The organism is Micromonospora sp. NBC_00330 (assembly GCF_036136635.1).
Classification (GTDB): Bacteria; Actinomycetota; Actinomycetes; order Mycobacteriales; family Micromonosporaceae; genus Micromonospora; species Micromonospora salmantinae.
The window spans coordinates 4602664-4627664 of sequence record NZ_CP108012.1; the positions used below are offsets into that span (position 1 = coordinate 4602664).

26 protein-coding genes are annotated in these 25001 nt (G+C 70.8%); 15 read left to right on the plus strand and 11 right to left on the minus strand.

What is annotated here, in order from left to right; translation table 11 throughout:
* Positions 1–45 precede the first annotated feature (45 nt).
* Positions 46–819: an enoyl-CoA hydratase/isomerase family protein gene (locus OG598_RS20700; protein WP_210781058.1), complete on the minus strand. Its 774-nt coding sequence runs from the start codon at positions 817–819 to the stop codon at positions 46–48.
* A 98-nt stretch (positions 820–917) separates the two neighbouring features.
* On the opposite strand from OG598_RS20700, the gene OG598_RS20705 reads away from it, so the two are divergent.
* The 4 genes from OG598_RS20705 to OG598_RS20720 all read left to right on the plus strand — a co-directional run bounded on the left by OG598_RS20705 (position 918) and on the right by OG598_RS20720 (position 3429).
* On the plus strand, positions 918–1397 hold the full coding sequence (locus tag OG598_RS20705) for a DUF6232 family protein (RefSeq protein WP_328650668.1): 480 nt from the start codon (positions 918–920) through the stop codon (positions 1395–1397).
* A gap of 387 nt (positions 1398–1784) precedes the next feature.
* The gene (locus OG598_RS20710) at positions 1785–2267 is read left to right on the plus strand and encodes a DUF6232 family protein (protein WP_091393319.1); all 483 of its coding nucleotides are present in this window, start codon (positions 1785–1787) and stop codon (positions 2265–2267) included.
* Complete coding sequence (locus tag OG598_RS20715; RefSeq protein WP_328650669.1) at positions 2264–2653, plus strand: hypothetical protein; 390 nt, start codon at positions 2264–2266, stop codon at positions 2651–2653. Before OG598_RS20710 ends, OG598_RS20715 begins: the two co-directional genes overlap by 4 nt.
* Positions 2654–2700: 47 nt before the next feature.
* Positions 2701–3429 (plus strand): hypothetical protein, encoded by a 729-nt coding sequence (locus OG598_RS20720; protein ID WP_328650670.1) that lies wholly within the window; start codon positions 2701–2703, stop codon positions 3427–3429.
* Positions 3430–3474: 45 nt separating this feature from the next.
* Here the strand turns inward: OG598_RS20720 and OG598_RS20725 are convergent, their stop codons facing one another.
* Together OG598_RS20725 and OG598_RS20730 are read right to left on the minus strand one after the other, a co-directional pair.
* Complete coding sequence (locus OG598_RS20725; protein WP_328650671.1) at positions 3475–4371, minus strand: ribokinase; 897 nt, start codon at positions 4369–4371, stop codon at positions 3475–3477.
* 23 nt (positions 4372–4394) lie between these two features.
* Positions 4395–5237, minus strand: a complete 843-nt coding sequence (locus OG598_RS20730; protein WP_091397101.1) for an ABC transporter ATP-binding protein — start codon at positions 5235–5237, stop codon at positions 4395–4397.
* 131 nt (positions 5238–5368) lie between these two features.
* Here OG598_RS20730 and OG598_RS20735 point away from each other — a divergent pair, with 131 nt between their 5' ends.
* Both OG598_RS20735 and OG598_RS20740 read left to right on the plus strand, forming a co-directional pair.
* Positions 5369–6367, plus strand: a complete 999-nt coding sequence (locus OG598_RS20735) for an ABC transporter ATP-binding protein (RefSeq protein WP_328650672.1) — start codon at positions 5369–5371, stop codon at positions 6365–6367.
* Positions 6364–7374: an ABC transporter permease subunit gene (locus tag OG598_RS20740; protein WP_328650673.1), complete on the plus strand. Its 1011-nt coding sequence runs from the start codon at positions 6364–6366 to the stop codon at positions 7372–7374. The genes OG598_RS20735 and OG598_RS20740 overlap by 4 nt, the downstream gene beginning before the upstream one ends.
* Positions 7375–7501: 127 nt before the next feature.
* Here the strand turns inward: OG598_RS20740 and OG598_RS20745 are convergent, their stop codons facing one another.
* Entirely contained in the window at positions 7502–8677 is a 1176-nt protein-coding gene (locus OG598_RS20745) for an ROK family transcriptional regulator (RefSeq protein ID WP_238670961.1), read from the minus strand.
* 168 nt (positions 8678–8845) lie between these two features.
* On the opposite strand from OG598_RS20745, the gene OG598_RS20750 reads away from it, so the two are divergent.
* From OG598_RS20750 to OG598_RS20765, 4 genes are all read left to right on the plus strand, one after another.
* Positions 8846–10300, plus strand: a complete 1455-nt coding sequence (locus OG598_RS20750) for a glycoside hydrolase family 3 N-terminal domain-containing protein (protein WP_328650674.1) — start codon at positions 8846–8848, stop codon at positions 10298–10300.
* A gap of 135 nt (positions 10301–10435) precedes the next feature.
* Positions 10436–11005, plus strand: coding sequence for a hypothetical protein (locus tag OG598_RS20755; RefSeq protein WP_328650675.1), 570 nt, complete (start codon positions 10436–10438; stop codon positions 11003–11005).
* Positions 11002–11496: a thiol-disulfide oxidoreductase DCC family protein gene (locus OG598_RS20760; RefSeq protein WP_328650676.1), complete on the plus strand. Its 495-nt coding sequence runs from the start codon at positions 11002–11004 to the stop codon at positions 11494–11496. Before OG598_RS20755 ends, OG598_RS20760 begins: the two co-directional genes overlap by 4 nt.
* A complete protein-coding gene (locus OG598_RS20765) occupies positions 11459–12157 on the plus strand; it encodes a TetR/AcrR family transcriptional regulator (RefSeq protein WP_112582130.1) in 699 nt (232 codons plus the stop codon). The genes OG598_RS20760 and OG598_RS20765 overlap by 38 nt, the downstream gene beginning before the upstream one ends.
* A gap of 221 nt (positions 12158–12378) precedes the next feature.
* Here OG598_RS20765 and OG598_RS20770 read toward each other — a convergent pair whose 3' ends face one another.
* A complete protein-coding gene (locus tag OG598_RS20770) occupies positions 12379–13041 on the minus strand; it encodes a GNAT family N-acetyltransferase (protein ID WP_328650677.1) in 663 nt (220 codons plus the stop codon).
* 169 nt (positions 13042–13210) lie between these two features.
* On the opposite strand from OG598_RS20770, the gene OG598_RS20775 reads away from it, so the two are divergent.
* Both OG598_RS20775 and OG598_RS20780 read left to right on the plus strand, forming a co-directional pair.
* Complete coding sequence (locus OG598_RS20775; protein ID WP_328650678.1) at positions 13211–13405, plus strand: DNA repair protein; 195 nt, start codon at positions 13211–13213, stop codon at positions 13403–13405.
* Between the two features lie 148 nt (positions 13406–13553).
* The gene (locus OG598_RS20780; RefSeq protein ID WP_203122260.1) at positions 13554–14072 is read left to right on the plus strand and encodes a hypothetical protein; all 519 of its coding nucleotides are present in this window, start codon (positions 13554–13556) and stop codon (positions 14070–14072) included.
* A gap of 10 nt (positions 14073–14082) precedes the next feature.
* On the opposite strand, the gene OG598_RS20785 is transcribed toward OG598_RS20780, so the two are convergent.
* Entirely contained in the window at positions 14083–14811 is a 729-nt protein-coding gene (locus OG598_RS20785; protein ID WP_328650679.1) for a Clp protease N-terminal domain-containing protein, read from the minus strand.
* Between the two features lie 61 nt (positions 14812–14872).
* On the minus strand, positions 14873–15883 hold the full coding sequence (locus OG598_RS20790; RefSeq protein WP_328650680.1) for a glycosyltransferase: 1011 nt from the start codon (positions 15881–15883) through the stop codon (positions 14873–14875).
* A gap of 124 nt (positions 15884–16007) precedes the next feature.
* Between OG598_RS20790 and OG598_RS20795 the strand changes: the two genes are divergently transcribed.
* Complete coding sequence (locus tag OG598_RS20795; RefSeq protein WP_328655389.1) at positions 16008–16823, plus strand: DUF72 domain-containing protein; 816 nt, start codon at positions 16008–16010, stop codon at positions 16821–16823.
* A 9-nt stretch (positions 16824–16832) separates the two neighbouring features.
* On the opposite strand, the gene OG598_RS20800 is transcribed toward OG598_RS20795, so the two are convergent.
* Positions 16833–18662, minus strand: coding sequence for a glycoside hydrolase family 15 protein (locus OG598_RS20800; RefSeq protein WP_328655390.1), 1830 nt, complete (start codon positions 18660–18662; stop codon positions 16833–16835).
* Between the two features lie 166 nt (positions 18663–18828).
* Here OG598_RS20800 and OG598_RS20805 point away from each other — a divergent pair, with 166 nt between their 5' ends.
* Entirely contained in the window at positions 18829–19254 is a 426-nt protein-coding gene (locus OG598_RS20805; protein ID WP_328650681.1) for a VOC family protein, read from the plus strand.
* A gap of 67 nt (positions 19255–19321) precedes the next feature.
* Here OG598_RS20805 and OG598_RS20810 read toward each other — a convergent pair whose 3' ends face one another.
* Together OG598_RS20810 and OG598_RS20815 are read right to left on the minus strand one after the other, a co-directional pair.
* Positions 19322–20536, minus strand: a complete 1215-nt coding sequence (locus OG598_RS20810) for an FUSC family protein (RefSeq protein ID WP_328650682.1) — start codon at positions 20534–20536, stop codon at positions 19322–19324.
* 64 nt (positions 20537–20600) lie between these two features.
* Entirely contained in the window at positions 20601–20897 is a 297-nt protein-coding gene (locus OG598_RS20815) for a DUF6582 domain-containing protein (protein ID WP_196921397.1), read from the minus strand.
* A 176-nt stretch (positions 20898–21073) separates the two neighbouring features.
* Between OG598_RS20815 and OG598_RS20820 the strand changes: the two genes are divergently transcribed.
* Entirely contained in the window at positions 21074–22264 is a 1191-nt protein-coding gene (locus OG598_RS20820) for a DUF1996 domain-containing protein (RefSeq protein WP_328650683.1), read from the plus strand.
* A gap of 43 nt (positions 22265–22307) precedes the next feature.
* Here OG598_RS20820 and OG598_RS20825 read toward each other — a convergent pair whose 3' ends face one another.
* Positions 22308–24983, minus strand: a complete 2676-nt coding sequence (locus OG598_RS20825) for a ricin-type beta-trefoil lectin domain protein (RefSeq protein WP_442931523.1) — start codon at positions 24981–24983, stop codon at positions 22308–22310.
* Positions 24984–25001 lie beyond the last annotated feature (18 nt).

The window sequence follows — 25001 nt, forward strand, 5'->3', positions numbered from 1 at the left end:
GGACGTCGCCGAGGTCAGGGGGCCGTCGGGGCGGGAAGCGACGGATCAGCGGCCGGTGAAGCCCGGCTTGCGCTTCTCGACGAAGGCCGCCATGCCCTCGCGCCGGTCGTCGGTGGCGAACAGCGCCGCGAAGAGCTGACTCTCCCAGGCCAGGCCCGAGTTCAAATCCATGTCCAGGCCGCCGTCGACCGCCAGCTTCGCCGCGCGCAGCGCCTGCACCGGGCCGGTCAGGTACGGAGTGATCAGCGCGACGGCCGTGTCGTACACCTCGGCGGCCGGGGCGACCCGGTCGGCCAGGCCGATGCGCAGCGCCTCCTGCGCGTCCACCATCCGCCCCGACATGATCAGGTCCTTGGCGCGGGCCGGGCCGACCAGGCGGGCCAGCCGCTGGGTGCCGCCCGCGCCCGGGATGATGCCCAGCTTGATCTCCGGCTGGCCGAGCTTGGCGTCCTCGGCGACGACCCGCCAGTCACAGGCCAACGCCAGCTCACAGCCGCCACCGAGGGCGTACCCGGTGATCGCGGCGACCACCGGCTTGGGGATCCGGGCGATCGCGCCGAGCGCGCTGGACAGGTTCGCCGCCCGGTCGGCCATGTCCACGTAGGACATATCGGCCATCTGCTTGATGTCGGCGCCGGCGGCGAAGACCTTCTCCCCGCCGTACACGATGACGGCGCGGACCTCGGGATCGGCGGTGGCCGCCGTGGCGGCGGCGCGCAACTCCTCCTGCACCTGGGTGTTGAGCGCGTTCATCGGCGGCCGCTCCAGCCGGATCGTGCCGATGCCGTCAGTGGTCTCCAGCCGAACGAACTCGCCCACGCTGCCCTCACTTCCTCGTCGAAGTCGCGTGCCAACCTTACGACCCGGCTCGTTTGGGTAAGTAGTGTGGTGTCAGCCCCGTGGGCGGGAGTCCAGCCATGATCACGTATTACGACGACAGGTCGGTACAGGTCACCTCCACCACCGTCAGTGTCGACGGTCGCAGCTACAAGCTGGCCGACATCACCATGATCTGGCACCGCCGGGGCACCCGTTCCTGGCGCGTGCTGGTGGGACGGGGTGCGATCGGCGCCGCGCTCGCCGGCCCGCTGGTCGCGGCGGTGCTCGGCATCGGCGTGGCCGTCTGGCTGCACCGCTCACCCACAGTGACCATCGCGATCGTCGGCGCGTCGGTGCTGGTCGGGTTGGCCGTCGGGCCGGTCGCCGACTTCCTCTTCGAACACCTGGACCGCTCGTACGCCCGGGGCAGCCGCCAACTGGAGATCTGGGCCCGTTGGCGGGGTCAGCCGGTGCGTCTGCTGCGCACCGGAGACGCGCTGCGCTTCGGGCAGATCTACCGGGCGGTGCAGCGCGCGGTCGAGCACAGCCAGCCGGCCCACCCCGTCACGCGCCGCTAGCCAGCCTGGTTCCGCGTCACCTCCCGACTCCCGACTGACCGGGGCCGGCCGTCACCGGTGGGACCTGCGCAGCGACCGCGCTCGCCGAGCCAGGCGGGGCGCAGCGGGCGCAGCCTTCCTGTAGTGCCTATGGAGCTGATATCACAAACGAATCGGACCACTGGCCTTGCGGCGCCGCTGTGCTCTGTGCCTCTGTGCCTCAAGGCCGCAAGGCGGCGCGTGATGTCGCAGACGATTCAGCTCCAAAGGACCACTGCAACATCACCTCTACCCCGCCGGACGGCCTCCGTCGAATCCTCTGCGCAGACTGGCCGATCCTCTGCGAAAGAAGCCACGTGCCAAGGTCCGAGCGAGGCGAGGGTTGCCTGGCGGTGGTTAGGCTTAGTGATGACCCTCTATTACCGGGACGACGCGGTGCAGGTGACCTCCGAGTCGATCCGGGCGGGCGGTCACGTGATCGCCCTGTCCGACGTGACGTTCGTCTGGCACGACCGGGGGCAGAAGACCCTCGCCGTCCGCGGCCGTGTGCTGGGGCGCGGTGTCCTGGTCCTGCTGCTCTCGCTGCCGCCGCTGGTCGCAGTGGTCTGCGTGCTGTCACTGGCCTGGTCCGCGCAGGACCGGGGCAACTGGCAGTTGGCGCTGATCATCCTCGCCGCCTGCGCGGTGGGTGCGCTGGCGTTGATGCCGTTCCTGGAAATCCCGTTGGGTTGGCTGGACCGCTCCTACGAGCGCGGCAACCATGTGCACGAGTTGTGGGTGCAGCACCACGGTCGGGAGGACCTGCTGGTGCGCACCCCGGACGCGCTACGGTTCGGGCAGATCTACCGGGCCGTGCAGCGCGCCGTCGAACAGCAGGGGGACCATCGATGACCAACCGCCGCGGCGAGGCCGTCGCCCTGGCCGGCCTGCTCGCGGCGGCCGGCGTCACCCATCTGGTACGCCCCGGCGTCTACGACCCGATCGTGCCGCGCGCGTTGCCCGGCCCGGCCCGGTTCTGGACGTACGCCAGCGGGGTGGCCGAACTTGCGGTGGCGGCGGCGGTCGCGAACCCCGGCACCCGGCGGGCCGGCGGTCGGGCCGCCGCCGCGCTCTTCGTCGCCGTCCTGCCGGCGAACGTGAAGATGGCAGTGGACTGGCGGCACCGACGCCCGACGAAGCGGGCCATCGCGTACGGCCGGGTGCCGTTGCAGGCACCGCTGATCTGGTGGGCGCTGCGGGTGGCCCGCGCCGACACCGCCGGTCGACGACCCCGCTGACCGGCTCCGTCGGGCGGTTGTGGCACGGCCGACGCACACTTGATCCCATGGCGATTCCCCTCCCCACCCCGGCCGCCGTGGTCGGCCTGACCCGCTCCGCTCTCGACCAGGCGCTCGGCTCGGCCACCTCGATGGCCGCCGTGCCCGCCCGCGCGTTCGCGGTGCTGGACGGGGTGGAGGCGCTGCTGGCCCGGATCAACGGCGTGGTCGACCGGATCGAGACGACACTGGACCGGACCGACCAGGTGCTCACCGACGCCGAGGCGGCGGTCCGCGAGGTGGCCGTCATCAGCGCCGCCGCGACCACCGCCATCGACACGGCGACCGAGGTGGCCACCGCCGCCGCCGTGGTGGTCGCCGAGGCGGAACGGGTGTCCCGGGCCGCGAGCACTGTGGTCGCCGAGGCCGACCGTGTCGCTAACCGCGCCGCCGCCACCGTGGGCACCGCGACGGAGGCCGCCGCCACGGCGGCCGAGCTGCTGGCCGCGTACGAGCCGGCGCTGCGCCGGGCCGCGCCGATGGCCGGGCGGTTCGTCGAGGAGCTCAGTCACGAGGAGATCAGCGCGGCGATCCACCTGATCGACGAGTTGCCGAAGCTCAAGGAACACCTGACGGCGGACATCCTGCCGATTCTGGCCACGCTGGACCGGGTCGGGCCGGACCTGCACGACCTGCTCGACGTGACCCGCGACCTCAAGCTCGCCGTGGCCGGCATCCCAGGTTTGGGCATGCTGCGCCGACGCGGCGAGAAGCTCACCGACGAGCCCGTCGGCTGACGACCGGCCCGCACGGGCGAGTCGACCGGTGTGCGGCGGCTGCGGTCAGGCCGGTACGTACAGCTCGTCGATCTCGGCGCGGCGCGGTAGCGCCACCGAGGCGCCGAGCTTGCGGACGCAGGCAGCGCCGGCCGCCGACGCCCAGCGCACCGCGTCGACCAGGTCGCGTCCTTCGCCCCAGCCGACGGCCAGCGCGGCGGTGAAAGCGTCACCGGCGGCGGTGGAGTCGACCACGTCGACAGGTACCGCCGGCACGTGCACCTCGGTGCCGTCCCGGTCGACGTACCAGGCACCCTCACCGCCGAGAGTGAGCACGGCCCGGGGGGTCAGGTCGAGCAGCGCGCGCGGCTCCTCCCGACCCCGGCCGGCGAGCGCCTGCGCCTCGCCCTCGTTGGCGACCAGCAGGTCCACGGCGGCGAGCAGCTCGGGTGGGAGGTCCCGCGCCGGGGCGGCGTTCAGGATGACCCTGGTGCCGGCCTCGCGGGCGGCCACAGCGGCGGCGGTCACTGTCTGCACCGGGATCTCCAGTTGGGCGACGAGGACGTCCGCCGCGCGCACAGTGGTCAGCTCCTCGTCGGTGAGGCCGACCAGGGCGTCGTTCGCGCCGGGGGTGACCACTATGGCGTTCTCCCCCTGGGCGTTGACCATCACCAGCGCCACTCCGGAGGCGCCGTAGACCACGCGAAGCTGACTGGTGTCCACGCCGGCCGCAGTGATGCGGGCCTTGAGCGTGACGCCGAAGGCATCCGAGCCGATCGCGCCGAGGAAGGCGCAGGAGGCGCCGGCCCGGACCGCGGCCACGGCCTGGTTGGCGCCCTTGCCCCCGGGCACCATCACGAAGTCGGTGCCGAGGATGGTCTCGCCCTGTCGAGGCAGCGCGGGCGCCATCGCGACCAGATCCATGTTGGCGCTTCCCACCACGGCAACCCGGGTCTGCGGCACGGCCGTCTCCGTCTGTCCGACGCTCAGGCGGCGCGAGCCGTGAAGCGGTCGCCCGACCGCTCGACCACGAGCGGCAGCCCGAAGGTCTTGGAGAGGTTGTCACCGGTCAGCGTCTCGGCGAGCAGGCCCTGGGCGACCACCCCACCCTCGCGCAGCAGCATCGCGTGGGTGAACCCGGGCGGGATCTCCTCGACGTGGTGGGTGACGAGCACCATCGCCGGGGCGTCCGGGTCGTACGCCAGCTCGGCCAGTCGGGCGACCAGGTCTTCCCGACCACCCAGGTCGAGCCCGGCGGCGGGCTCGTCGAGCAGCAGCAGCTCCGGGTCGGTCATCAGGGCACGGGCGATCTGCACCCGCTTGCGTTCACCCTCGGAGAGGGTGCCGTAGCGGCGTTCGGCGAGGCCACCGACGCCGAGCTGACTCAGCAGCGCCCGCGCCCGCGCCTCGTCGCCACGGTCGTAGTTCTCCCGCCAGCGGCCGACCACCGACCAGGCGGCGGTCACCACCACGTCGCTGACCCGCTCGTCGGCGGGCAGCCGCTCGGCGATCGCGGCGGTGGTGAGGCCGATCCGGGTACGCAGCTCGTTGACGTCGGTGCGGCCGATCCGCTCGCCGAGCACGTGCGCGACACCAGTGGTGGGGTGCAGCCGACCGGCGGCGAGGTTGAGCAGTGTGGTTTTGCCGGCGCCGTTGGAGCCGAGCACCACCCACCGCTCGTCCAGTTCGACGCGCCAGGTCAGGTCCTGCAGGAGGGCGGTGCCAGAGCGGCGTACGCCGACGCCGTCGAGGCTGACCACCAGATCCGGGTCCACGAAAGCGGCGGCAGGCGCGGCGCCGGCAGCGCCGGGGATCAGGTCACCAGTCACGACACCATCCAACCACGCAGCGCCGGGGTGCCCCCCATGGGCGGCACCTCAGCCATAGGGTGAAGCGCCGTGTCATTGATCACCAAGCCCGAAGGACGGCCCATGCCCCGCCGACGTACGGAGCCGCGCAGATGAGCGCGGTCATCGAGATCGAGGGTCTGCGCAAGACCTTCCGCAGCCTGCGCAGCGGCCGACGGGTGGCGGTGGACGGGTTCGACCTGCTGGTCGAGGCGGGCCAGGTCCACGGCTTCCTGGGCCCCAACGGCTCGGGCAAGACCACCACCCTGCGGGCCCTGCTCGGGCTGGTACGCGCCGACAGCGGCCGGATGACGGTGCTCGGCGAACCGTCGCCGGAGTTGCTGCCCCGGGTTGCGGGTCAGGTCGGCGCCATCGTGGAGAGCCCGCAGTTCTTCGGCAACTTCACCGGCTACCGGACGCTGCGGTTGTTGGCCCGCGCCGGTGGTGTGCCGGTCTCGCGGGTGGACGAGGTGCTGGATCTGGTGGGCCTGAACGACCGGGGCGATGAGCGGGTGAAGGGCTACTCGCTGGGCATGAAGCAGCGTCTGGCGGTGGCGTCCGCGCTGTTGAAGGACCCGCGTCTGCTCATCCTCGACGAGCCGGCGAACGGGCTGGACCCGGCGGGCATCCGGGAGATGCGGGACCTGATGCGGTCGCTGGCGGCCAACGGGGTGACAGTGCTGGTGTCCAGTCACATTCTGGGCGAGATTCAGCTGATCTGCGACCACGTCACGATCATCTCTCGGGGGCGGCGGGTCGCGACCGGTCGGGTGGACGAGGTGCTGGCGGGCCACGACCGGCACGAGTTCCTGGTCCGGGTGGCCGAGCCGGAGCGGGCCGTCGAGCTGCTGCACGCGGCCGAGCTGACGGCGGTGGTGGACGGCGGGGCGTTGGTGGTGAGCGGGGTGAGCGACCCGACGGCGATCAGCCGGGCGCTCGGTGAGCAGGGTCTGTGGGTGGGCGAGCTGACGCCACTGCGGCCGGATCTGGAGAGCGTCTTCCTGGAGCTGACCGGCGCGTACGAGCATCCGTCGGTGCCCCGGCAGGGCGGCGACCCGTCGCTGCCGCAGGGCGAAGCTGTGATCGACCTCGATCGGGGAGTGGACGCGTGAACCTGGTGCGTGCCGAGTTGGAGCGACTGTCCGCGCGTCGCTTCGTGCAGCTCATGCTCGTCCTGTTGGTGTTGGCGTTCGCCGTCACGGCGGCGACCACGCTGGCCGGTTCCCACAAGCCCAGCGTGAGTGAGCTGAACTCGGCGCGGGCGCAGGCCGCCGAGGCGCGGCGCGACATGGAGGCCAGCCACCAGGAGTGCCTGGCCCGCCAGAACGGCACCTTGCCGGCCGACACGGACAGGTACTTCCCCAGCGACTGCTCGGAGATCGACCCGATCCGGCAGGACCGGCTGCCGATCCCCGCCGACTTCCTGCCGGGTGTGTTCAGCTTCGCCGAGCAGGCACAGCCACTGCTGTACTTCCTCATCGCGTTCCTGGTGCTGTTCGGGTTCCTGGTCGGCGCCTCCTACATCGGCGCGGATCTGACCTCGGGCGGGGTGGTGAACCTGCTGCTCTGGCGACCGCGCCGGGTGACGGTGCTCGCGGCCAAGTTGGGCACCCTGCTCGGTACGGTGTTGGCCCTGGCCGTGCTGGCGTCGGTGGCCTACCTCGCCACGTTCTGGGTGATCGGGCAGACCGCCGGGCTGCCGGGCCGGCTGGACGGCGACTTCTGGAGTTCGCTCGGCGCTGTGCACGGCCGTGGCCTGGTGCTGGTGCTGCTGGCCTCCGCGTTGGGCTTCGCGATCGCCACGCTGGGTCGGCACACGTCGGCGGCGCTCGGCGCGTTCGCCGCGTACGCGGTGGTCTGGGAGTTGGGCGCCCGGCTGGTCCTGGAGATCGTCGACGCGCGGAAGTCGGACCTGTTCATGCTCTCCAGCCACATCGGGGCGTGGCTCAACGGCGGTGCGCGGTTCTACGACGAACGGCTCTGCACGGGCAGCACCGGCCTCAACTGCGATTCGTTCTACACGATCAGCTGGGGGTCGTCGCTGCTGGTGCTGCTCGTGCTCGCCGGCGGGCTGACCGCGGCGGCGTTCGCCGTGTTCCGTCGCCGTGACCTGATCTGAGGCTTTCACCGGGCTGCCCGTCCTCCGATGGGCGGCCCGGTGGGCCGGGTCCGACCAGCAGGCGGCAAGAGCTTGCAAGCTGTGGGAGCGCGGTGAAATATTCCTTCACATGACCGCCGCAGCGGGCTCAGCCGACGGTGGAGCCGAACACCTCGTCGCGCACCGCGTCCAGTGCCGTGCGCAGCGCGCCGTGCAGGATCGGCTCCTCGGTCAGCCCGGTCGGCACCACTCGCGGCTGGACCAGGGTGATCGCCGCGACCTCCTGCTGCACCCGGTCGGCGAGCGCCGCGCCACCGGCCTGGCCGACCTCGCCGGCGAGCACGACCAGCGGTGGGTCCAGCACCACGCAGGTGCTGGCCACGCCGAGCGCGAGCCGACGGGCCAGTTCGTCGAGCATCGGGCCGCCGTCGGCGCCGGCCGCGACGGCCGCGCGGACCGCCTCGGCGGCGTCGGCGTCCGGGTAGCCGTGCTCGCGGGCCACCGCGCGCACCGAGTCCGCGCCGATCAACTGCTGGAAGGCCGGCTTGGCGCGGCGGGACACGTCACGTGGGATGGGCGCGCCGGGCACCGGCAGGTAGCCGATCTCGCCGGCGGCGCCGCTGCTGCCGTGGTGCAACCGCCCGCCCAGCATGATCGCCAGGCCGACGCCGGCACCCACCCAGACCAGCACGAAGTCCGACAGCCCCTGCGCTGCGCCGGACTGCGCCTCGGCCACCGCGGCCAGGTTGACGTCGTTCTCGAAGACCACAGGCGTGTGCAGGTCGTCCCGCAACGCGGCGAGCAGACCGCTGTGCCAGCGCGGCAGGTTGAAGGCGAAGGTGATGTCGCCGGTGCCGGGGTCGACCAGGCCCGGGGTGCCGAGCACGATCCGTCGTACGCTGCTGAGCTGCGCCTGGGCGCTGCTCGCCGCCTGCACGACGGCGTTGTGCACCACGCCCACCGGGTCGTCGGTGTCCCGGGTCGACTGCTCCACCCGACCGATGACAGCTCCGGTGATGTCGGCGCACGCGGCCACCACCCGGTCCGGCCCGACGTCCACGCCGACCACGTGCGCGCTGCCTGGGCGGACGGCGTAGAGCTGGGCGTTCGGCCCTCGCCCGCCGGCCTGCTCGCCGACCCGCGCGACGAGGCCGCGCTCCTCCAGCCGCTCGACCAGTTGCGAGGCGGTGACCTTCGACAGCCCGGTCAGCTCGCCGAGTCGAGCCCGGGTCAGCGGGCCGCGTTCGAGGAGCAGCTCCAGCGCGGCACGGTCGTTGAGCGCCCGCAACAGACGGGGGGTGCCGGGCAGCCGGGTCGCACTCATGACACGTCCTCTAGTTTTAGTAAACTTTGCTAACTGTAAACCGACCTGCGAACGGGTAGCCGTAGCGTAACGGCCACTCGACGGTGGGACGCTCCGCCGAGTCGGCAGGGCCAAGACCACCACCGGTACGACGTTTCGTACTCGCGGGGGCACCGAAGGGGGAAGCACGTGGGGTTGGATCCAGGACTGCGCCGGCTCGCGCTGGGCACGCTGCTGGCCGCGTACCCGGGACCGGTCCCGCCGGACTGGGCGGTCGACCTGCTGGCCGACGGGCTGGCCGGGCACACCCTGTTCGGCACCAACGTGCACGACCCCGCGCAGGTGGCGGCGAGCACCGCCGCGCTGCGCGCCGGTCGGCCGGACGCGCTGATCGCGATCGACGAGGAGGGCGGCGACGTGACCCGGCTGGCGCACGCCACTGGCAGCCCGTACCCCGGCAACGCCGCCCTGGGCGCGATCGGCGACGTGGCCCTCACCCGACGGGTCTACCAGTCGATCGGCGCCGAACTGGCCGCGCTCGGCATCACCGTCAACCTCGCTCCCACCGTCGACGTCAACACCGCCGACGACAATCCGGTGATCGGCACTCGGTCCTTCGGCGCGGATCCGGTGCGGGTGGCCGCCCACTCGGCCGCCGCAGTGGCCGGGTTGCAGGCCGCCGGCGTGGCCGCCTGCGCCAAGCACTTCCCGGGGCACGGCGCCACCGTCACCGACTCCCACCACGAGCTGCCCACTGTGGACGCTCCGCTGGGCCTGCTCCGCCAGCGGGATCTACCGCCGTTCGCGGCCATCGTCGCCGCCGGGGCGCGCGCCGTGATGACCGCGCACATCCGGGTGCCGGCGCTCACCGGCGCCGACCCGGCCACCTTCAGCCGGGCCGTCCTGGTCGACCTGCTGCGCACCGAGTACGGCTTCACCGGCACCGTCATCACCGACGCGCTGGAGATGAAGGGTGCCGCGGTGGCCGCCGGCGGGGTCGGGCCTGCTGCGGTCCGGGCCCTGGGCGCGGGTGCAGACCTGCTCTGCATCGGCGCGAAGGTCGACGCCGAACTGGTCGAGCGGGTGGCCGCCGAGATCGTCGACGCGCTCGCCGACGGCCGGCTGGCGAGGGCGCGGGTCGAGGAGGCGGCCGGCCGCGCCGCCGGTCTCGCCGCCTGGACCCGGGCCGCCAGCGGGTCGCCGGCCACCGGCGACCCCGAGCTGGGGTACGCGGCAGCGCGTCGAGCGGTCCGGGTGGACGGTGTGCTCACCGGCCTGGACCAGCCACTGGTGGTGCAGCTACACACCGAGTCGACGATCGCCGAGGGTCGGGTGCCGTGGGGCCTCGGTCCGCACCTGCACGGGGCGCCGGAGATCCGGGTGATCGCCGCCGAGACCGACCCGGCCACGCTGCGCGGACTGGCCGGCGACCGTCCCATCGTGCTGGTCGGGCGACACCTGCACCGGCTGCCCGGCGGCCCGGAGCTGATCGCCGACCTGGCGGCCCAGCACCCTGTGACAGTGGTGGAGATGGGCTGGCCGGCACAGTGGCGGCCCGCGGGCGTGCGCGCCTTCGTCACCACGTACGGCGCGAGCCACGCCAACGGTCGCGCGGCGGCCGAGGTGCTCGGCCTGGCCGGCTGACCCACGGCGTTTCCCGGCCGGGCTGAAACGCTCGGCCGGATGTCGCGCCTCCATCGCCCACCAGAGTGTCCACAGTCACTGGTCACCACTTCTTGAACATGTTCAACATCGGTCCTACTCTGATGACATCGGTAGTTGAACGCGTTCAAGAAGGGCGTCCACATGGACATCAAGGTCTGGATGTACGTGATCTACCTCGCGGTCAGCGTCGGCCTGACCATCTGGGTGGCTCGAGCGCTGTCCCGCAACGGGCTGGTCTTCCTGGAGGAGGTGTTCGCCGAGAAGCGACTCGCCCAAGCGGTCAACAGCCTCCTGGTGGTCGGCTTCTATTTGCTCAACCTCGGCTACGTCACTGTGGCGATGAAGCACTCCGACCCGGTCGATTCGACCAGCCAGGCAATGGAGGAGCTGTCTCTCAAGATCGGCTTGGTGCTGCTGGTGCTCGGCGCACTGCACTTCTTCAACGTCTTCGCGCTCGGCCGCTACCGCCGAAACCGACTCCGCCAGCTCGCCACCCACCCCCCGATCGCCCCGATCGGCCGACTCCCCATGCCGTCCGCCCCTCCCGGATCGCAGTTGGTCGGCGCGTACCCGGGCGGACCGCAGCCGACCGGCGCACACCCGGCCGGACCCCACCCGGCCGGACCCCACCCGGCTGGCCCGCAGCCGGGCGTCGGCCCGACGAACAACCCACCAACCCGATGACGGTGCCCCCGACCGACGGCGTCGGTCGGCTCCCGGATCCCACCGCGCACTCCGGCGGTGGGATCCGGGGGTTCACCGTCCTGTTCGACGCGGCCTGCCCGCTCTGCCGCGCCGCCCGCCGCTGGTTGTCGTCCCGCGCCCAGCTCGTACCCCTGGAGTTCGTGCCGGCCGGGTCCGCCGAGGCCCGGCGGCGCTTCCCCGGCCTGGACCACGACGCGACGCTGCGCGACCTCACAGTGATCGCCGACACCGGCGAGGTGTACGCGGGCGACGGCGCCTGGTTCGCCTGCCTCTGGGCGCTGACCGACCATCGGTCCACTGCCGAGCGGCTGGCCCGGCCGCACCTGCTGCCCCTGGCCCGGCAGACGGTGGCCGCCGCCTCGGCGATCCGCGAGCGGATCCGCGACCCGTGGGCCGAGCCGACCGACGAACCGGCGGGATACGGTGACCCCGATGACCGAGCAGCCTGCGCAGACGACCACTGCGGGTGACCCAGCCACCGCCCGAGGCGAGCAGACCCGGCAGCTGATCCGGGACACCGCGATGCGGCTGTTCCGCGAACGCGGATACGCCCAGACCACCATGCGGGCGATCGCGCAGGAGGCCGGCGTGGCGGTCGGCAACGCCTACTACTACTTCGGTTCGAAGGACCACCTGATTCAGGAGTTCTATGCCCAGTCCCAGGTCGAGCACCGGGCCGCCGCGCAGCCCGTGCTCGATCGGGAGGAGGCGTTCGGCCCTCGGCTCGCCGGAGTGCTGCACGCGGGGATCGACGTGTTGACCCCCTCACACGGATTCGCGGCGACCTTCTTCAAGACGGCGGCGGAGCCCACCTCCCCGCTGAGCCCCTTCTCCGCGGAGTCCTCCGGCCCCCGACAGGCGGCCATCGACCTGTTCGGCGAGGTGTTGACCGGCTCGACGGCCAAGGTCGACGCGGAGCTGCGTCCACAACTGCCCGAGCTGCTCTGGCTCGCGTACATGGGCGTCATCCTCTACTGGGTGCACGACAGATCGCCGGGCCAGACCAAGACCCGCCAGCTCATCGACGGGGCCGTGCCACTGATCGACCGGCTCGTGGCGCTGTCCCGGCTCCGGGTCCTGCGGCCGGTGACCCGACAGGTGCTCGACCTGATTCGCACGCTCCGTCACTGATCGGCCGACCTCCTTCGGCCGGCGAAGCAGCAGGTCAAGTCCACTTTTCGACACTCCGAACCGACAGCTTCAACCTTGCCCCGAGCCTGTTCGATACGTAGCGTGATCGACACGTGGCGGCACGCCGCTGGCGGTGCCGCTACACCCGGAACCGGGGACCTGGGGGGAGGTTGCGGACCGTGGATCCGGCCCGGGATCCACGGTCCGCGCCCATTGCCCGCTCAGCGCGGATAGACCCCGTACGCGCGCCAGCCCCGGTCCGGAAAGCCGGCCGCTTCGGCGACCCGCGCCGAGGCGTGGTTGTCCCGCTCGTGCAGGTAGGTGGGGACGGCCCCCTCGTCGAGCACCCGCCGCGCCGCCTGGGCCACCAGCCGACGGGCGAGGCCGCGCCCCTGGGCGGCAGGCACGGTGCCGACGGCCAGCTCGTGCCCGTACGCGTCGTGCCGCTTGATCCCGGCACCGGCCAGATAGGCGCCGTCCGGGTCACGGACCACCAGCACCGGCCGGTCGAAGAGTCGCAGCCACGGCGGCAGCCCGGTGGCGGTCGGTTCGGTCCACTCCCCCACGTCGGGCAGCGGAGCGGGCTTCAGGCTCCACCGGAAGGGGCCGTCGTGTACGCAGAATTCGGGCCGACCGACGGCCTCCGGCAACGCGGCGAGCAAGCGAGCCGGCGTACGGCGAACCAACGCACGGATCTCCGCCACACGATCCGGCGCCACGGAAAGCACTGCGCTCTGCCCGGTGTCCACGGCCAGCGCGGGGCGTAGCCGGCCGTCCCAGGCCGGTTCGGCCCGCCGCTGCGAGGCGACCACGTGCAACCCCGGCCCGGCCGGCCACTGGCCGAGCCAGGTGGCCAGGTGCAGGTGAAGTCGCCGGTCGAGCATGCGCACCTCCCCGTCACCCGACCCGTCGTCGATCACCGTACGCCGGACGGCAGGGTCGGGCGCAGGATACGTCAGGGCCGAGCGGGAAAGGGGTGCGGGAACCGGGCGGGCGGATCGACCGTCATATGTATTTCCATATCTGGACACCTTTGTTTGGGACGGTGAACGCATGCCGATTCAGCCGAGCGACCACTACCAGCAGGACCCCGAGCGACTCTGGCAGGCGGCGGAGGCCGTCGGAGGCAATCCGCCCCAGCCGCGCTACCGGAACCCTCGGACGATCGGCGGCGGCGCCCTGTCGTGGGCCGGCCTGAACAAACTGTCCGTCGGCAGCTCCAGTAGGCACCGCCTGAACAACCACTGACGCACCACCGAGTGGGTGGCACCGACGGGCAGCCTGTGACGTTCGCCCGGGGCGACACACCGGAGAGGTCCAGCGGCGGCTTTCGCACACCTGTCGGGTAATTTCTTGTGGTCCGCCATCCCGGCCTACGACAGGAGAAGCTCCGCGCATGGGCAAGAAGACGATCCACGTCTCCGACTTCACCGGCACGGTTCTGCAGCAGGACGACGAGGTGGTCCGCGTCGTCGTGCTGGAGCACCCGGACCTGGTCGCCGGGCCCGTGCAGTTGGACGCCACCCCGGGCGAGGTGGAGAACATCGACGACGCCGCGCTGGACGTGGCGGTGGTGGAGATCCACGACCGGCACGGTGGCGGCGAGCCCCGCCGGGTGGTGCTCACCGCCAGCGAGTTCGACGCGATGGCCACCGACGTGCCGATGGCGCAGCTGTTGAAGACGGCCGAGCGGGTCCGCCCGCCCAAGGCCCGCAAGACCACCGAGAAGATCGACTACGGCACGCTGGAGCACGCCGGCAAGCCACACCGGGGTCGGGTCACCGAGGAGGAGGCCCGCCTGGTGCGCGAGCAACTCGACGAGGTCAACAAGCGCCTCGCCGACGCGGGCGTACGCCAGATCGACCCTGCCGATCCGGAGCACGCCCTGCGTTACGGCTTCCCTGAGGCGTCCTGACCTCCGGTTCTCACTTCTTTCCGACGGCGGCGGCGAGGGCGGCGGCCAGGTCGGCCTCGACCGTCGCCTTGTCCAGGCCGAGGTTGGTGAGCACGCCGGCCCCGTCCTCCTGCTCCAGCAGGGCGAGCAGCATGTGCTCGGTGCCGATGTAGTTGTGCCCGAGGCGCAGCGCCTCCCGGAAGGTCAGCTCCAGCGCCTTCTTGCCGCGCGTGTCGTACGGGATGAGGTCCGGAACCTGCTCGGCCCGTGGCGGGAGGACGGCAGCGACCGCCTCCCGTACCACCTCGGGGGTGGCGCCGCGACCAGCCATCACCCTGGCGGCCAGCCCTTCCGGCTCGGCCAGCAGACCCAGCACCAGGTGCTCGGGGCCGATCTCGGCGTTGCCGCTGGCCCGGGCCTCCTCCTGCGAGGCCATCACCACGTTGCGGGCGCGCGGGGTGAACCGGCCGAAGCCGGCGTTGGGGTCGAGCGCGGCCGCGTCGGTCGCCTTCGGCACGAAGCGCTTCTGGGCGGCCTGCTTGGTGACCCCCATGCTGCGGCCGATGTCGGTCCAGGAGGCGCCGGAGCGCCGGGCCTGGTCGACGAAGTGCCCGATCAGATGGTCGGCGACCTCGCCGAGGTGATCGGCGGCGATGACCGCGTCGGTGAGTTGGTCGAGCGCGTCGGTGTGCGCCGTCTTGATCGCCTGGATCAGGTCGTCGAGCTTGACGGTGTTACCCATCTGGAGAGGATCTGTCATGCGTCAACCATAGGTTGACGCACTCGTGTCGTCAACCCTGAGTTGACGATGTCGCGTCCAATCAGGCGGCGTACTCCGGCAGGAGTCGAGCGACGGCCGTCGGCGAGGGCATGCCGGCGATCTCCTCGGCGATCAGGCGGGCCGCGTCGCGCTGCGCGACCTGGCCCCGCCCCGGCAGCAGGCGGTGCGCCAGCTCGGCGACGGCAACCGCGTCCACCTCGCCGGGGAGGAGCCGCACTGCGACGCCGGCGGCGGCGAGAGTGTCGGCGTTGGCGAACTGGTCGGCGCCCTGCGGCAGCAGCAACTGCGGTACGCCGGCCGCCAGCGCGCCGAGGGTGGTACCGCTACCTCCGTGGTGCACCACCAGGTCGACGAGCGGCAGCAACTCCGCCTGCGACACCCACTGGTGCACGCTGACGCGGTCAGGGATCTCCCCCAGTTGTTCCAGCGGTACCCGGCCCGCCCCGACCACCACGTCGGCGTCCAGCGCCGCCAGGCCGGCGATGGCGGTGCGCAGCAGCTCCGGCGTGCCGAACGCGGTGCCGAGGGTCAGATAGATCAACGGCCGGGACGTGCGACGGCTCACCCGTTCGGGCAGCGGGGCCGGTGTGGAGAAGGCGACCGGTCGCAGCTCGATCCGACGTTCCGTGGCGAGGAAGTTCTCGTCCTGGAGCGAGGGCGGCCAGATGTCCAGGTGCGGCCGGCCGACGACCTCGGCGTTCCCGGTCGGCAGCTCCAGGCCGATGCCCTCGGGAAACATCCGGCCGAACCCGTGCCACAGGCCAGGGATGCCGGCCCGGTGAGCCGCCACGGCCGCCCCCGGTAGCCCCCACTCGTGCACCACCAGGTCGGGCCGCAGCCGCACCAGCTCCGGTGCGAGATCCTCGGCGTACACCTCGTAGAAGGCGTCGCCGGGCCGGAACGGCCGCAGGCCGTGCGCGGCGAGCGGCGGGTGCACCTCTGGACCGGCGGCGAAGTGGACCTCGTGCCCGGCCTCTCGGGCGGCGATCGCCAGCGGGACCAGCGGGTAGGTGTGACCGACGGACGCAAGACTGGCGAACAGCACACGCATGGCGTCGGACCCTACCTGCCGCACCGTGGGCCCGGCCGGGTCCGCCGGCCCGTATACGGTGGGCTCCGGTCGAGCGCGGTCACCGGCGGGAAGGGCGGTCATGCGTCTGCACGTGGGGTGCGCGATGTGGAGTCACCGGTCGTGGCCGGGCCACCGGCTGCCGCCCACCGAGCGCCTGCGGCACTACGCCAGTTGGTGCGACGCCGTGGAGGGCAACACCACGTTCTACGCGACCCCGGCCCGGGACACCGTGGCCTCGTGGGCCGCCCAGACGGGTCCCGACTTCCGGTTCGTCCTCAAACTTCCCAAGGTCATCACGCACGAACGCCGGCTCACCAACGTCGACGAACCGCTGCACGCCTTTCTGGACGCCATCGAACCGCTCGGCCCGCGCGCCCACGCGCTCTGGATCCAACTGCCCGGCTCGTTCGCGCCCGCCGACGTCCCGGCCCTGGGCCGTTTCCTGGAACAGCTTCCGCGGTCCCACCGGTACGCGGTGGAGGTCCGCCATCCCGCGTTCTTCACCGACGCCCACGCGACCCGACTGCTCGGGGCGACCCTCGCCGCCGCAGGCGCCGAGTGGATCCCCTTCGACACGACAGCCTTCTTCGCCAGCCCACCGACCAGCGACGCGGAGCGGGACGCCTGGACCAAGAAGCCCCGCGTGCCACTCCGGTCCCTCGCGCTGACCGACCGGCCGATCGTCCGTTACCTCGGTCGCGACGACCCGACGCGCACCGTCGAGGGGTGGCAGCGCTGGATCGACGTGACAGTCACCTGGCTCCGCGAGGGGCGCTCGCCGACGATGTTCATCCACACCCCGGACAACGCCGACGCGCCGGCGCTCGCCCGCCGGTTCCACGACGAGGTACGAGCACGCGTACCCGGGCTCGACGCGTTGCCCGAGCCGATCCCGGTCGAGCCGCTGACGCTGTTCTGACCCGACCGGTCAACCCTGCTTGTCGAGCAGGTCGTCGAGGTGGGCCGCCGTGCTGATCAGCGAGAGGTGGCTGAACGCCTGCGGGAAGTTGCCGATCTGCTCACCGGTCGGTGCGATCTCCTCGGAGTAGAGGCCGAGCGGGTTGCTGTAGGTGAGCATCTTCTCGAAGGTCAACCGGGCGTCGTCGATCCGACCGGCCAGGGCGAGCGCCTGCACGTACCAGAAGGTGCACATGTTGAAGGTGCCCTCGGTGCCGGCGAGACCGTCCGGCGAGGCCTTCGGGTCGTAGCGGTAGACCAGGCTGTCGGAGACCAGGCCGGTGTCCATCGCCCGCAGCGTCGACTCCCACATCGGGTCGGTCGGCGAGATGAAGTTCAGCCCCGGCATCGCCAGCAGCGACGCGTCCAGGATGTCGGACCCGTAGTGCTGCACGAACGCGCGACGTTCCTGGTTGAACCCACGGGTCATCACCTGCTCGTAGATGGCGTCACGTTCAGCGGACCAGCGAGCGATGTCGCCGGGTCGGCCCCGGCGTCGCGCGATGCGGATGGCCCGGTCCAGCGCGACCCAGGACAACACCCGACCGTAGGTGAAGTCCTGCCGGCCGGAACGGGTCTCCCAGATGCCGTCCTCGGGCTGGTCCCAGTGCGCACAGAGCCAGTCCATGAGCCCGGCCGTCTTGCGCCACCCCTCGTACGGCGCGATCAGCCCGTTGCGGTCGGCGAGCTCCAACGAGACGAGCGCCTCGCCATAGATGTCGAGTTGGAGTTGGCCCGCGGCGCCGTTGCCGATCCGCACCGGCGCGGAGCCGCGGTATCCCTCCAGGTGACCCAGCACCTCCTCGCGGAGGTCCGGTGAGCCGTCGATGCGGTACATGATCTGCAGGGGAAGGTTGCCGTCCCGTGCCTCACGGATGCGCGCGTCGAGCCAGAGCAGATACTTCTCGGCCTCGTCGGTGAAGCCCAGGCGCAGCAGCGCGTGCACGGAGAAGGACGCGTCCCGGATCCAGGTGTAGCGGTAGTCCCAGTTCCGCTGCCCGCCGATCTGCTCGGGCAGCCCGGCGGTGGGCGCGGCGACCAGGGCGCCGGTCGGTGCGTACGTCATCAGCTTGAGGGTCATCGCCGACCGCTCGACCACCTCCCTCCAGCGGCCCTTGTACCGGGAACCGCCCACCCACCGCCGCCAGTAGTCGCGGGTCTCGGCGAGCAGATCGCACGCCTCGTCGGTGGTGAGTGCTCGGGGCGCGTGCGGGCAGGCCGTCTCCAGGGTCACCCCGCCGATGTCGCCGGCGTGCAGGGTGAACGACGCGGACACGCCGTCGGTGTCCCGTTTGATGTCCCTCGTGTCGAACTCGCGGAGCGAGTTCTTGAAGGCTGCCAGGGTGAAGGTCATCGTCGGGCTCCGGAAGACGTCGCCCTCGGGGTGCACCTCCAGCTCGTACGCATCGCGCCCGTAGTTGAACCGGGGGTGGCAGTGGAAGCGGAACCGCATGCTCCCTCGGACCATCCGAACCAGCCGGATCAACCGGTGCCGGTCGGTGGCCTCCGCACCGGTGACCGGCATGAAGTCCAACAGCTCACCGACACCGTCGGCGCTGTGGAAGCGCGTGATCAGGATCGGAGTACCGGGCAGGTAGAGCTGTTTGCTCGTGTAGTCGACGCCGTCGGGCGAGAGCTGGAAGTGGCCGCCGTTGCGGCGGTCCAGCAGCGCGCCGAAGACGCTCGGCGAGTCGAAGCGGGGCGCACAGAACCAGTCGACCGTACCGTCCGTGCTGATCAGTGCCGCGGTCTGGAGATCACCGATCAGACCGTGGTCCTCGACTGCCGGGTAGCTGTCCACGCTGTCCCCCGCCATCCGTACCGGCCAATGGCGGCGACTACCCGGGTACAGGGGAAAAATGCGGCCCGCGACTCGACCCGGTCGTGACCCGCCGGTCATTGCGGAAGCAAACCTTCCGCGATCGTCGATAGCGTCAACACCGACGACATCGACGAGAGGACACCTGATGAGCCTGCGAGGATTCGCCACCCTGAACATCTGGGCGGACGACGTGGAAGCGGCCACCGCCTGGTACGCGGACTTTCTTGGCATCGAGGCGTACTTCATGCGCCCCGGCCCCGACGGACGCCCGGCCTACACCGAGTTCCGCATCGGGGACTACCAGGCCGAGCTGGGCATCATCGACAGCAGGTACGCACCGGCCGGCGCGACGACCGGGCCCGGCGGCGTGGTCATGCACTGGTGCGTCGACGACCTCGATGCGACAGTCGAGCGGCTGCTGGCGTTGGGAGCCACCGAGTACCAGCCCATCACTCCGCACGGGGACGAGGGGTTCATCACCGCGGCGGTGGTCGACCCGTTCGGCAACGTGCTGGGGGTCATGAAGAACCCGCACTACCTCGACGTCCTCGCCTCGCTGAAGGCGACCTGACGAAGGCGCTCTCGACGTCCCGGACGGGCAGGCGGCTCGGCGACAGCGGCGGAGGTGCCGGGGCGGTTCAGTCCCACTCGTCGCGGTCCGCCGTCCGCCGCACCAACGCTGCCGCTTCGTCGGCCTCCAGCCCGCTGGCCATGAGCAGGTCGTGTGCCGACGTGCGGAAGTCACCCGCGGCGATCATGCCCGAGTAGCCCAGCCGGTGGGTGTGCGGGCGGGTGGGATCCGACGCGGGGGGTCCCTGCGCCTTTCCGACCAACTCGACGGCGGCCAGGATCTGCTGGCGCGCCCGTTGCGGCTCGGCCCGCGCGCGGATCGCGCAGCGCAGCGTCTGCACGCTGTCGGCCAGCAGGTCGATGGCCGCGGGCAACTCCTCCGGCACCGGTTCGCCGTCCCGCAGGGCCCTGGTGAGCCTCCTCGCGATCGCGCGCAAGCTGTACAGGGTGCGTTCCATATGTCTGACGGCATCGGTGTAGAAGGCCAGGGATGGGCGTTCCCGCCAGCGCAGTGGCGCCAGTCGTACCACCTCCTGTGCGGCGCCGAGCCCATCGTCCAGCGCGGTCAGCCGGGAGCCGAGGCCGCGTAACGCATCCAGGCTCCGCTGTGCGCCGTCAAGATCCCGAAGGCGCAACGCCCCGGCCAGGTCGTGCAGGGCGGTGATGGCCGGGTCGAGGACGGGTTCGGCCAGACGCCGCACGGTCCGCTGCGGGTGGATGGGCACCACCAGCAGACCGACCGCCAACCCGACCAGTCCGCCGACCGCGGCATCGACGAAGCGAGGAACGGACAAATCACGCACTGGCGGTTCCAGGGTGGCGATGAGCACCGCTGTGCCACCGGCCTGGGTGAGCAGGGAGCCACCGCCCTTGAGGAGGATGGCGACGATGATCGCCAGTACGACGACCACGCCGGTCTGCCAGGGCCCGATGCCGAACAGCGGCATGAGCGCGTCACCGACGGCGAGCCCGAGGACGACTCCGACCAGCAGTTCGATGGTGCGCCGTAGGCGTGAGCCCATCGCGGCGGCCACGATGCCGACCGCTGTGGTGGGCGCGAGCACCGGGGCGGGATTGTCCAGGAACTGGTAACCCACGAACCAGGCGATCGTCGCCGCGACGCCGGCCTGCACGGCGAGCAGCCCGTAGAGGCGGAATCGCCAGGCGCGGGTGCGCAACCCGTGCCGCATCCGCTCGCGCAAGCCGGCCCAGGTTCGGTCGACCCGGGACACCCCGTGCGGGGGCGGGTCGTTGTCAGCTGCCGGCTCCTGCGTGGCGGGCACCGCGCCGCTTACCCGGCGGAGGCGAACCTATCCGGCGAGCGAGCCGAATCGCGCGGGTGTCCCGTCAGTGGGCGGGGTTCGGCGTGTGCGGGAGTTTGCCGAGTTGGCGCCAGTTCGTCTCGGCGACGTCGACACCGTAGTGCTTGGCGGCGGCGAGGATGTTCTGGAAGGCCAGGTCGCGGTCCTTGTCGGTGACGCCCTGCACCTGATCGAACCGGGCGATGGCATTGCGGACGTGGCTCGCATCGGTCATCGGTTCCTTGCGTTTGCCGGGGAACGCGAAGACGGTCTCCGGCAGCTCGCGCTTGTCCTTGTCCGACAGGCCGCCGTGCTTCTCGTGGGGCTTCCAGGTTGATGTCATCGCCCAGCATTACCCGTGCACTGTCCGGCAGCACCTCCGGAGCCGACATTTGCCGGACACGGCCCGCGTACTTTAAGGAAGGTTTAAAGACCTTCCGAGCGCGGGCCCCGAGCGCCTACCATTCGGCCGCCGTGGCCGGTCGGGTCATCCTGGCGTCCACTCGTGGGGAGTGACCCGTGTCGTACGAAAGCCCGCCGCCGCCCCGTCATCGCGTTCCGGGCTGGCTCGGCCGCAACAGGCTTGGCGTGGCAGTCGGCGCGGCGGCCGTACTCGTCCTCGCGGCGGGAGGCGTGTACCTGGGCAACGGCAGGGCGCAGCCCGAGAAGTCGAACGCGGCCAACGCCCTCGAATACCCGTCACCACCGGCCGGGCAGCCGGTGTCGCCCGGCGTGGCGGTGTCGACCTCCGCGACGCCGTCGGCCGCCACGACCCCGTCGACCGGCGCGACACCGTCGACCGCTGCCGCGCCGAAGGCCCCGGCAACCGGCTGGATTCCGGTCGACCGGGCGACCTGGAAGGCGCAGGCCGACGCGTACCGGGCGTTGACGATCGACCCCGTCCCGTCCGGGGTGGGCAACCTCCCGGAGTTCCGGGCGGACTGCCAGTACAGCCACCGGCTACCGGACGACCCGATCGTCGCCCCCGGCCTACCGGGCGCGTCACACATGCACTCGTTCGTCGGCAACAAGGCCGTCGACGCGAACACCGCCGCCGGCGACCTGACGAAGTTCACTGCCACCTCCTGCAAGCCCGTCCAGGACCACTCCGCCTACTGGGTGCCCACGCTCTACGACAACGCGACGGGAAAGCCTGTCGAGACCACCGGGTTCCGGGTCTACTACCGCTCGCTCGCCAAGAACTCGACAGGCCAGATGCCGATGCCCAACGGCCTGCGCATGATCTCCGGCGACGCCAAGAAGAAGAAGCCGACCCCGCGCGGCGCGACCGGCCAGTTCTACTGCGCCTTCTACGGCCCCGGTGACCTCGACGGCATCGCCCGCAGCACCAACGGCAACTGGCCCATCTGCGGGGGCGACGCGACGCTGCACTTCATGATGCAGTTCCCCGACTGCTGGGACGGCAAGCACCTGGACAGCCCCAACCACAAGGACCATGTGGCGTACGGCAGCGGCAACTCCTGCCCGACCAGCCACCCGGTCCGGATCCCGGCGATCACCTTCGACATCCGGTACCCGGCCAAGGGCACCCCGGACGGCTACTACCTGTCCTCCGACAAGGAGGGCAAGAGCGCCTCGTCCATGCACGGCGACGCGTTCGTGATGTGGGACGTCGACACCATGAACAAGCGCACCAGGAACTGCGTGCAGGGACGCCGGACCTGCGACAACTACGGCTACCAGAAATAGCCGGGGCCAGGCCCGTGTCGGCCTGGCCCCGGGGTCCGGTCGGTCAGCTACGCAGCGTCCACCGCTGGTTCGTGCCGCCGTTGCAGGACCAGAGGATGAGCTTGGTGCCGTTGGCCGTGGCGGCGCCGTTGGCGTCGAGGCAGAGCCCCGACTGGGCGTTCGTCACGCTGCCGTTGCTGTTGACGTTCCACTGCTGGTTGAGCCCGCCGTGGCAGTCCCAGATGATGACCGCGGTGCCGTTGGCGGTGCCCGCCCCGGAGGCGTCCAGGCACTTGTTGCCGTACACGGTCAACTGCTTGCCGGCGGTGTGGGTCCACCGCTGGTTGGTGGCCGTGGAGCAGTCCCAGAGTTGGGTCTGGGTGCCGTTGGTGGTCGAGGAGTTGGGCACCTCGACACAGCGGCCGGACTGGCCACCCACGAGTTGCCCGCTCCCCGTACCGCTGCCACCGCCCTGCTGCTGCCGGACGATCGACGTCGACTCGGCCGACCGGTTGCCCTGTGCGTCGACGACGTAGAGCCGGTACTCGCCCTGGGTGGCAGGCACGGCGATGGACGTGGCGGTGCCGGCGGCCCTGGTCATCGTCGCCCCGGCGGTGAAGGTGGTAGTGCCGGACGGAGCCAACCAGACCGACTTGGTGGCGTCGCCGATGCTCCGGATCGGGATCGACGCGGTGGCACTGGTGACGAAGGTGCTGGCCGGCAGCACATAGTTCGGCGCGGAGAAATTGCTCGCCGGAATGATGTCCCGGTACGCGTCCTCAAGGCCGGAATTCGCGGCGATGCCGTACGCCGCCGCCGGCCAGACGTAGTCGGAGGAGACGAGGATGTCGGCGACCGTGCTGTTCGGCAGATTCTTGTTCGAGACCTTGTTGATCGGGCCGTAGATCTGCGTGATGCTCAGATCGTGCTTCCGCCCGAAGTCGTCCGAGTTGATCATCCAGGTGACGTTCTTGTCGATACTCAGGACGTTGTCGCGGAACGTGATGAACGCCGATCCCTCGTCCGGGTGCAGTCCGTACTTGTGGCCCGAGGGAACGCCCTGGAGGTAGTTGTTGGTAATAGTGGTCCCGGGCTGGCTCCCGAGCGTGTAGATGGGAGCCGTGTCGCTGAGGCGCTGCACCGTGTCGATGATGTGGTTGTAGCTGATGGTGTTGTTTCTCGCCGTGGTGGTCGGTCGGTTCGGCACGATCGAGCCCGACGATCCGTCGAAGTTCCACCAGCCCCAGCCGAGCGTGATGCCCGACCACGGGGTCTTCTCGATCCGGTTGCGCTGGATGGTGAGGGTGTCGACGAAGTACGCGGAGATGGGGCTGTGCCCGTTGAAAAGGACCGCGCTGTCGTAGAGATAGTTGTTCTTGATGTCGATGTTCTTCGGTAGCCCCTCGACCGACGCGGAGTACTTCTCGCGGTTGGTCGACGTGCCGTCCCCGATGTAGACGTGCTGCGGATGACCCACGAGGATCGCGGACCCGGCGATGTCGTTGGTGTGGTTGCCGATCAACTGTGTGCCCTGCACGTCGTTGACCATGCTGATCCCGTCGGCACCGGTGTGTTGGATCCGGTTGCGTTGCAGGAGGATCCCGTCGGCGTTCTGCACCTGGACGATGCCGGGAACCACGTCGACGTTGCGGTAGTGGTAGACGTGGAAGTTGCCCTTGGCGTACACGTTCGCGCTCAGATTGCCCTGCTGCGCCTGCTTGAGGACCGAGCCTGCGACGTTGACCAGGTTCCAGTCGGAGTGCTGCACCGTCAGGCCGGAGAACGTGATGTTGCGCGCGTGGCTGCTGGTCGAGGTGCCGGCGACCCGCAGCACCGTGGAGACGTTGTTCGGCGCGTAGACCGTCGCTGTCGACATGTTCTCGGCGCTGGCCTTGTAGTAGTAGAGCGTCCGGCTGCCCTTGTCGAAGTAGAACTCACCGGGGGCGTCCAGGAACTCGTAGGCGTTCATGAGCTTGTGCGTGCCACCCACCTGGGCGTTGCCGTTGAACGAACCCTGGGCGATGGCCGCACCGGGTTGCTGGAAGAGGGCCACCCGGTTGGCGCCGTCGGAACTCGTGGTCACCTGGCGGACGCCCACGATGGCAGTGGTCCAGGTCGTTCCGGTCTCGATCTCGATGTCGTCCTGGTTGCGGGCGACGGCAGGGAAATCGTTCAGGCTGTATTTTGCGCCGTCACACTGCGACCCCGACTCCCAAGCCCACGCGGCCTGGTTGGCAGTGATGTTGTACGTCCCGTAGCAGCCCGCCGAGCTGATCGTCTTCGACGCCATGAAAGCACGCTTGTCATTGACGTAGAGCGCCCGCAGCTTGTTGGCGCGGTCCAGTGGCGCCTTCCAGATGTTGCCGCTGTGCTGGGACCATCCGGTCACCGGGACGCCGCCGTCGAGGACCGGCGTCTCGCCGGGATAGGCGGCGTAGGCGACCCGGAACCCGTTGTTTCCGGAGTCGCTGGCACCGAACTCGACGGTGCTGGTGACCGGGTATCTCCCGCCGCGGAGATACACGTTGATGTCACCGCTCATTGTCGAATTTATCGTGCGCACCACGTCCCGCGCGCGTTCAACCGTCTTGAACGGCGATTGAATCGTCCCCGGGTTGGCGTCGTTCCCGTCCGGGGCGACATAGTAGGTCGCCTGGACTGCGGCCGAGGCCGGTAGTTGGTTTGTCAGCACTGCCGGCAGCGTGGCGGCGACAAGCGCCGCCACCGCCAGCACTGACATTCGAGCGGTGAATATGGC

Bases quoted from the DNA above. Each gene is read 5' to 3' on its own strand.
- OG598_RS20705 (WP_328650668.1), top strand. From the start codon at position 918: ATGATCACGTATTACGACGACAGGTCGGTACAGGTCACCTCCACCACC.
- OG598_RS20710 (WP_091393319.1), top strand. From the start codon at position 1,785: ATGACCCTCTATTACCGGGACGACGCGGTGCAGGTGACCTCCGAGTCG.
- OG598_RS20715 (WP_328650669.1), top strand. From the start codon at position 2,264: ATGACCAACCGCCGCGGCGAGGCCGTCGCCCTGGCCGGCCTGCTCGCG.
- OG598_RS20720 (WP_328650670.1), top strand. From the start codon at position 2,701: ATGGCGATTCCCCTCCCCACCCCGGCCGCCGTGGTCGGCCTGACCCGC.
- OG598_RS20735 (WP_328650672.1), top strand. From the start codon at position 5,369: ATGAGCGCGGTCATCGAGATCGAGGGTCTGCGCAAGACCTTCCGCAGC.
- OG598_RS20745 (WP_238670961.1), bottom strand. From the start codon at position 8,677: ATGAGTGCGACCCGGCTGCCCGGCACCCCCCGTCTGTTGCGGGCGCTC.
- OG598_RS20760 (WP_328650676.1), top strand. From the start codon at position 11,002: ATGACGGTGCCCCCGACCGACGGCGTCGGTCGGCTCCCGGATCCCACC.
- OG598_RS20765 (WP_112582130.1), top strand. From the start codon at position 11,459: ATGACCGAGCAGCCTGCGCAGACGACCACTGCGGGTGACCCAGCCACC.
- OG598_RS20770 (WP_328650677.1), bottom strand. From the start codon at position 13,041: ATGCTCGACCGGCGACTTCACCTGCACCTGGCCACCTGGCTCGGCCAG.
- OG598_RS20775 (WP_328650678.1), top strand. From the start codon at position 13,211: ATGCCGATTCAGCCGAGCGACCACTACCAGCAGGACCCCGAGCGACTC.
- OG598_RS20780 (WP_203122260.1), top strand. From the start codon at position 13,554: ATGGGCAAGAAGACGATCCACGTCTCCGACTTCACCGGCACGGTTCTG.
- OG598_RS20785 (WP_328650679.1), bottom strand. From the start codon at position 14,811: ATGACAGATCCTCTCCAGATGGGTAACACCGTCAAGCTCGACGACCTG.
- OG598_RS20790 (WP_328650680.1), bottom strand. From the start codon at position 15,883: ATGCGTGTGCTGTTCGCCAGTCTTGCGTCCGTCGGTCACACCTACCCG.
- OG598_RS20795 (WP_328655389.1), top strand. From the start codon at position 16,008: ATGTGGAGTCACCGGTCGTGGCCGGGCCACCGGCTGCCGCCCACCGAG.
- OG598_RS20805 (WP_328650681.1), top strand. From the start codon at position 18,829: ATGAGCCTGCGAGGATTCGCCACCCTGAACATCTGGGCGGACGACGTG.
- OG598_RS20815 (WP_196921397.1), bottom strand. From the start codon at position 20,897: ATGACATCAACCTGGAAGCCCCACGAGAAGCACGGCGGCCTGTCGGAC.
- OG598_RS20825 (WP_442931523.1), bottom strand. From the start codon at position 24,983: ATGTCAGTGCTGGCGGTGGCGGCGCTTGTCGCCGCCACGCTGCCGGCA.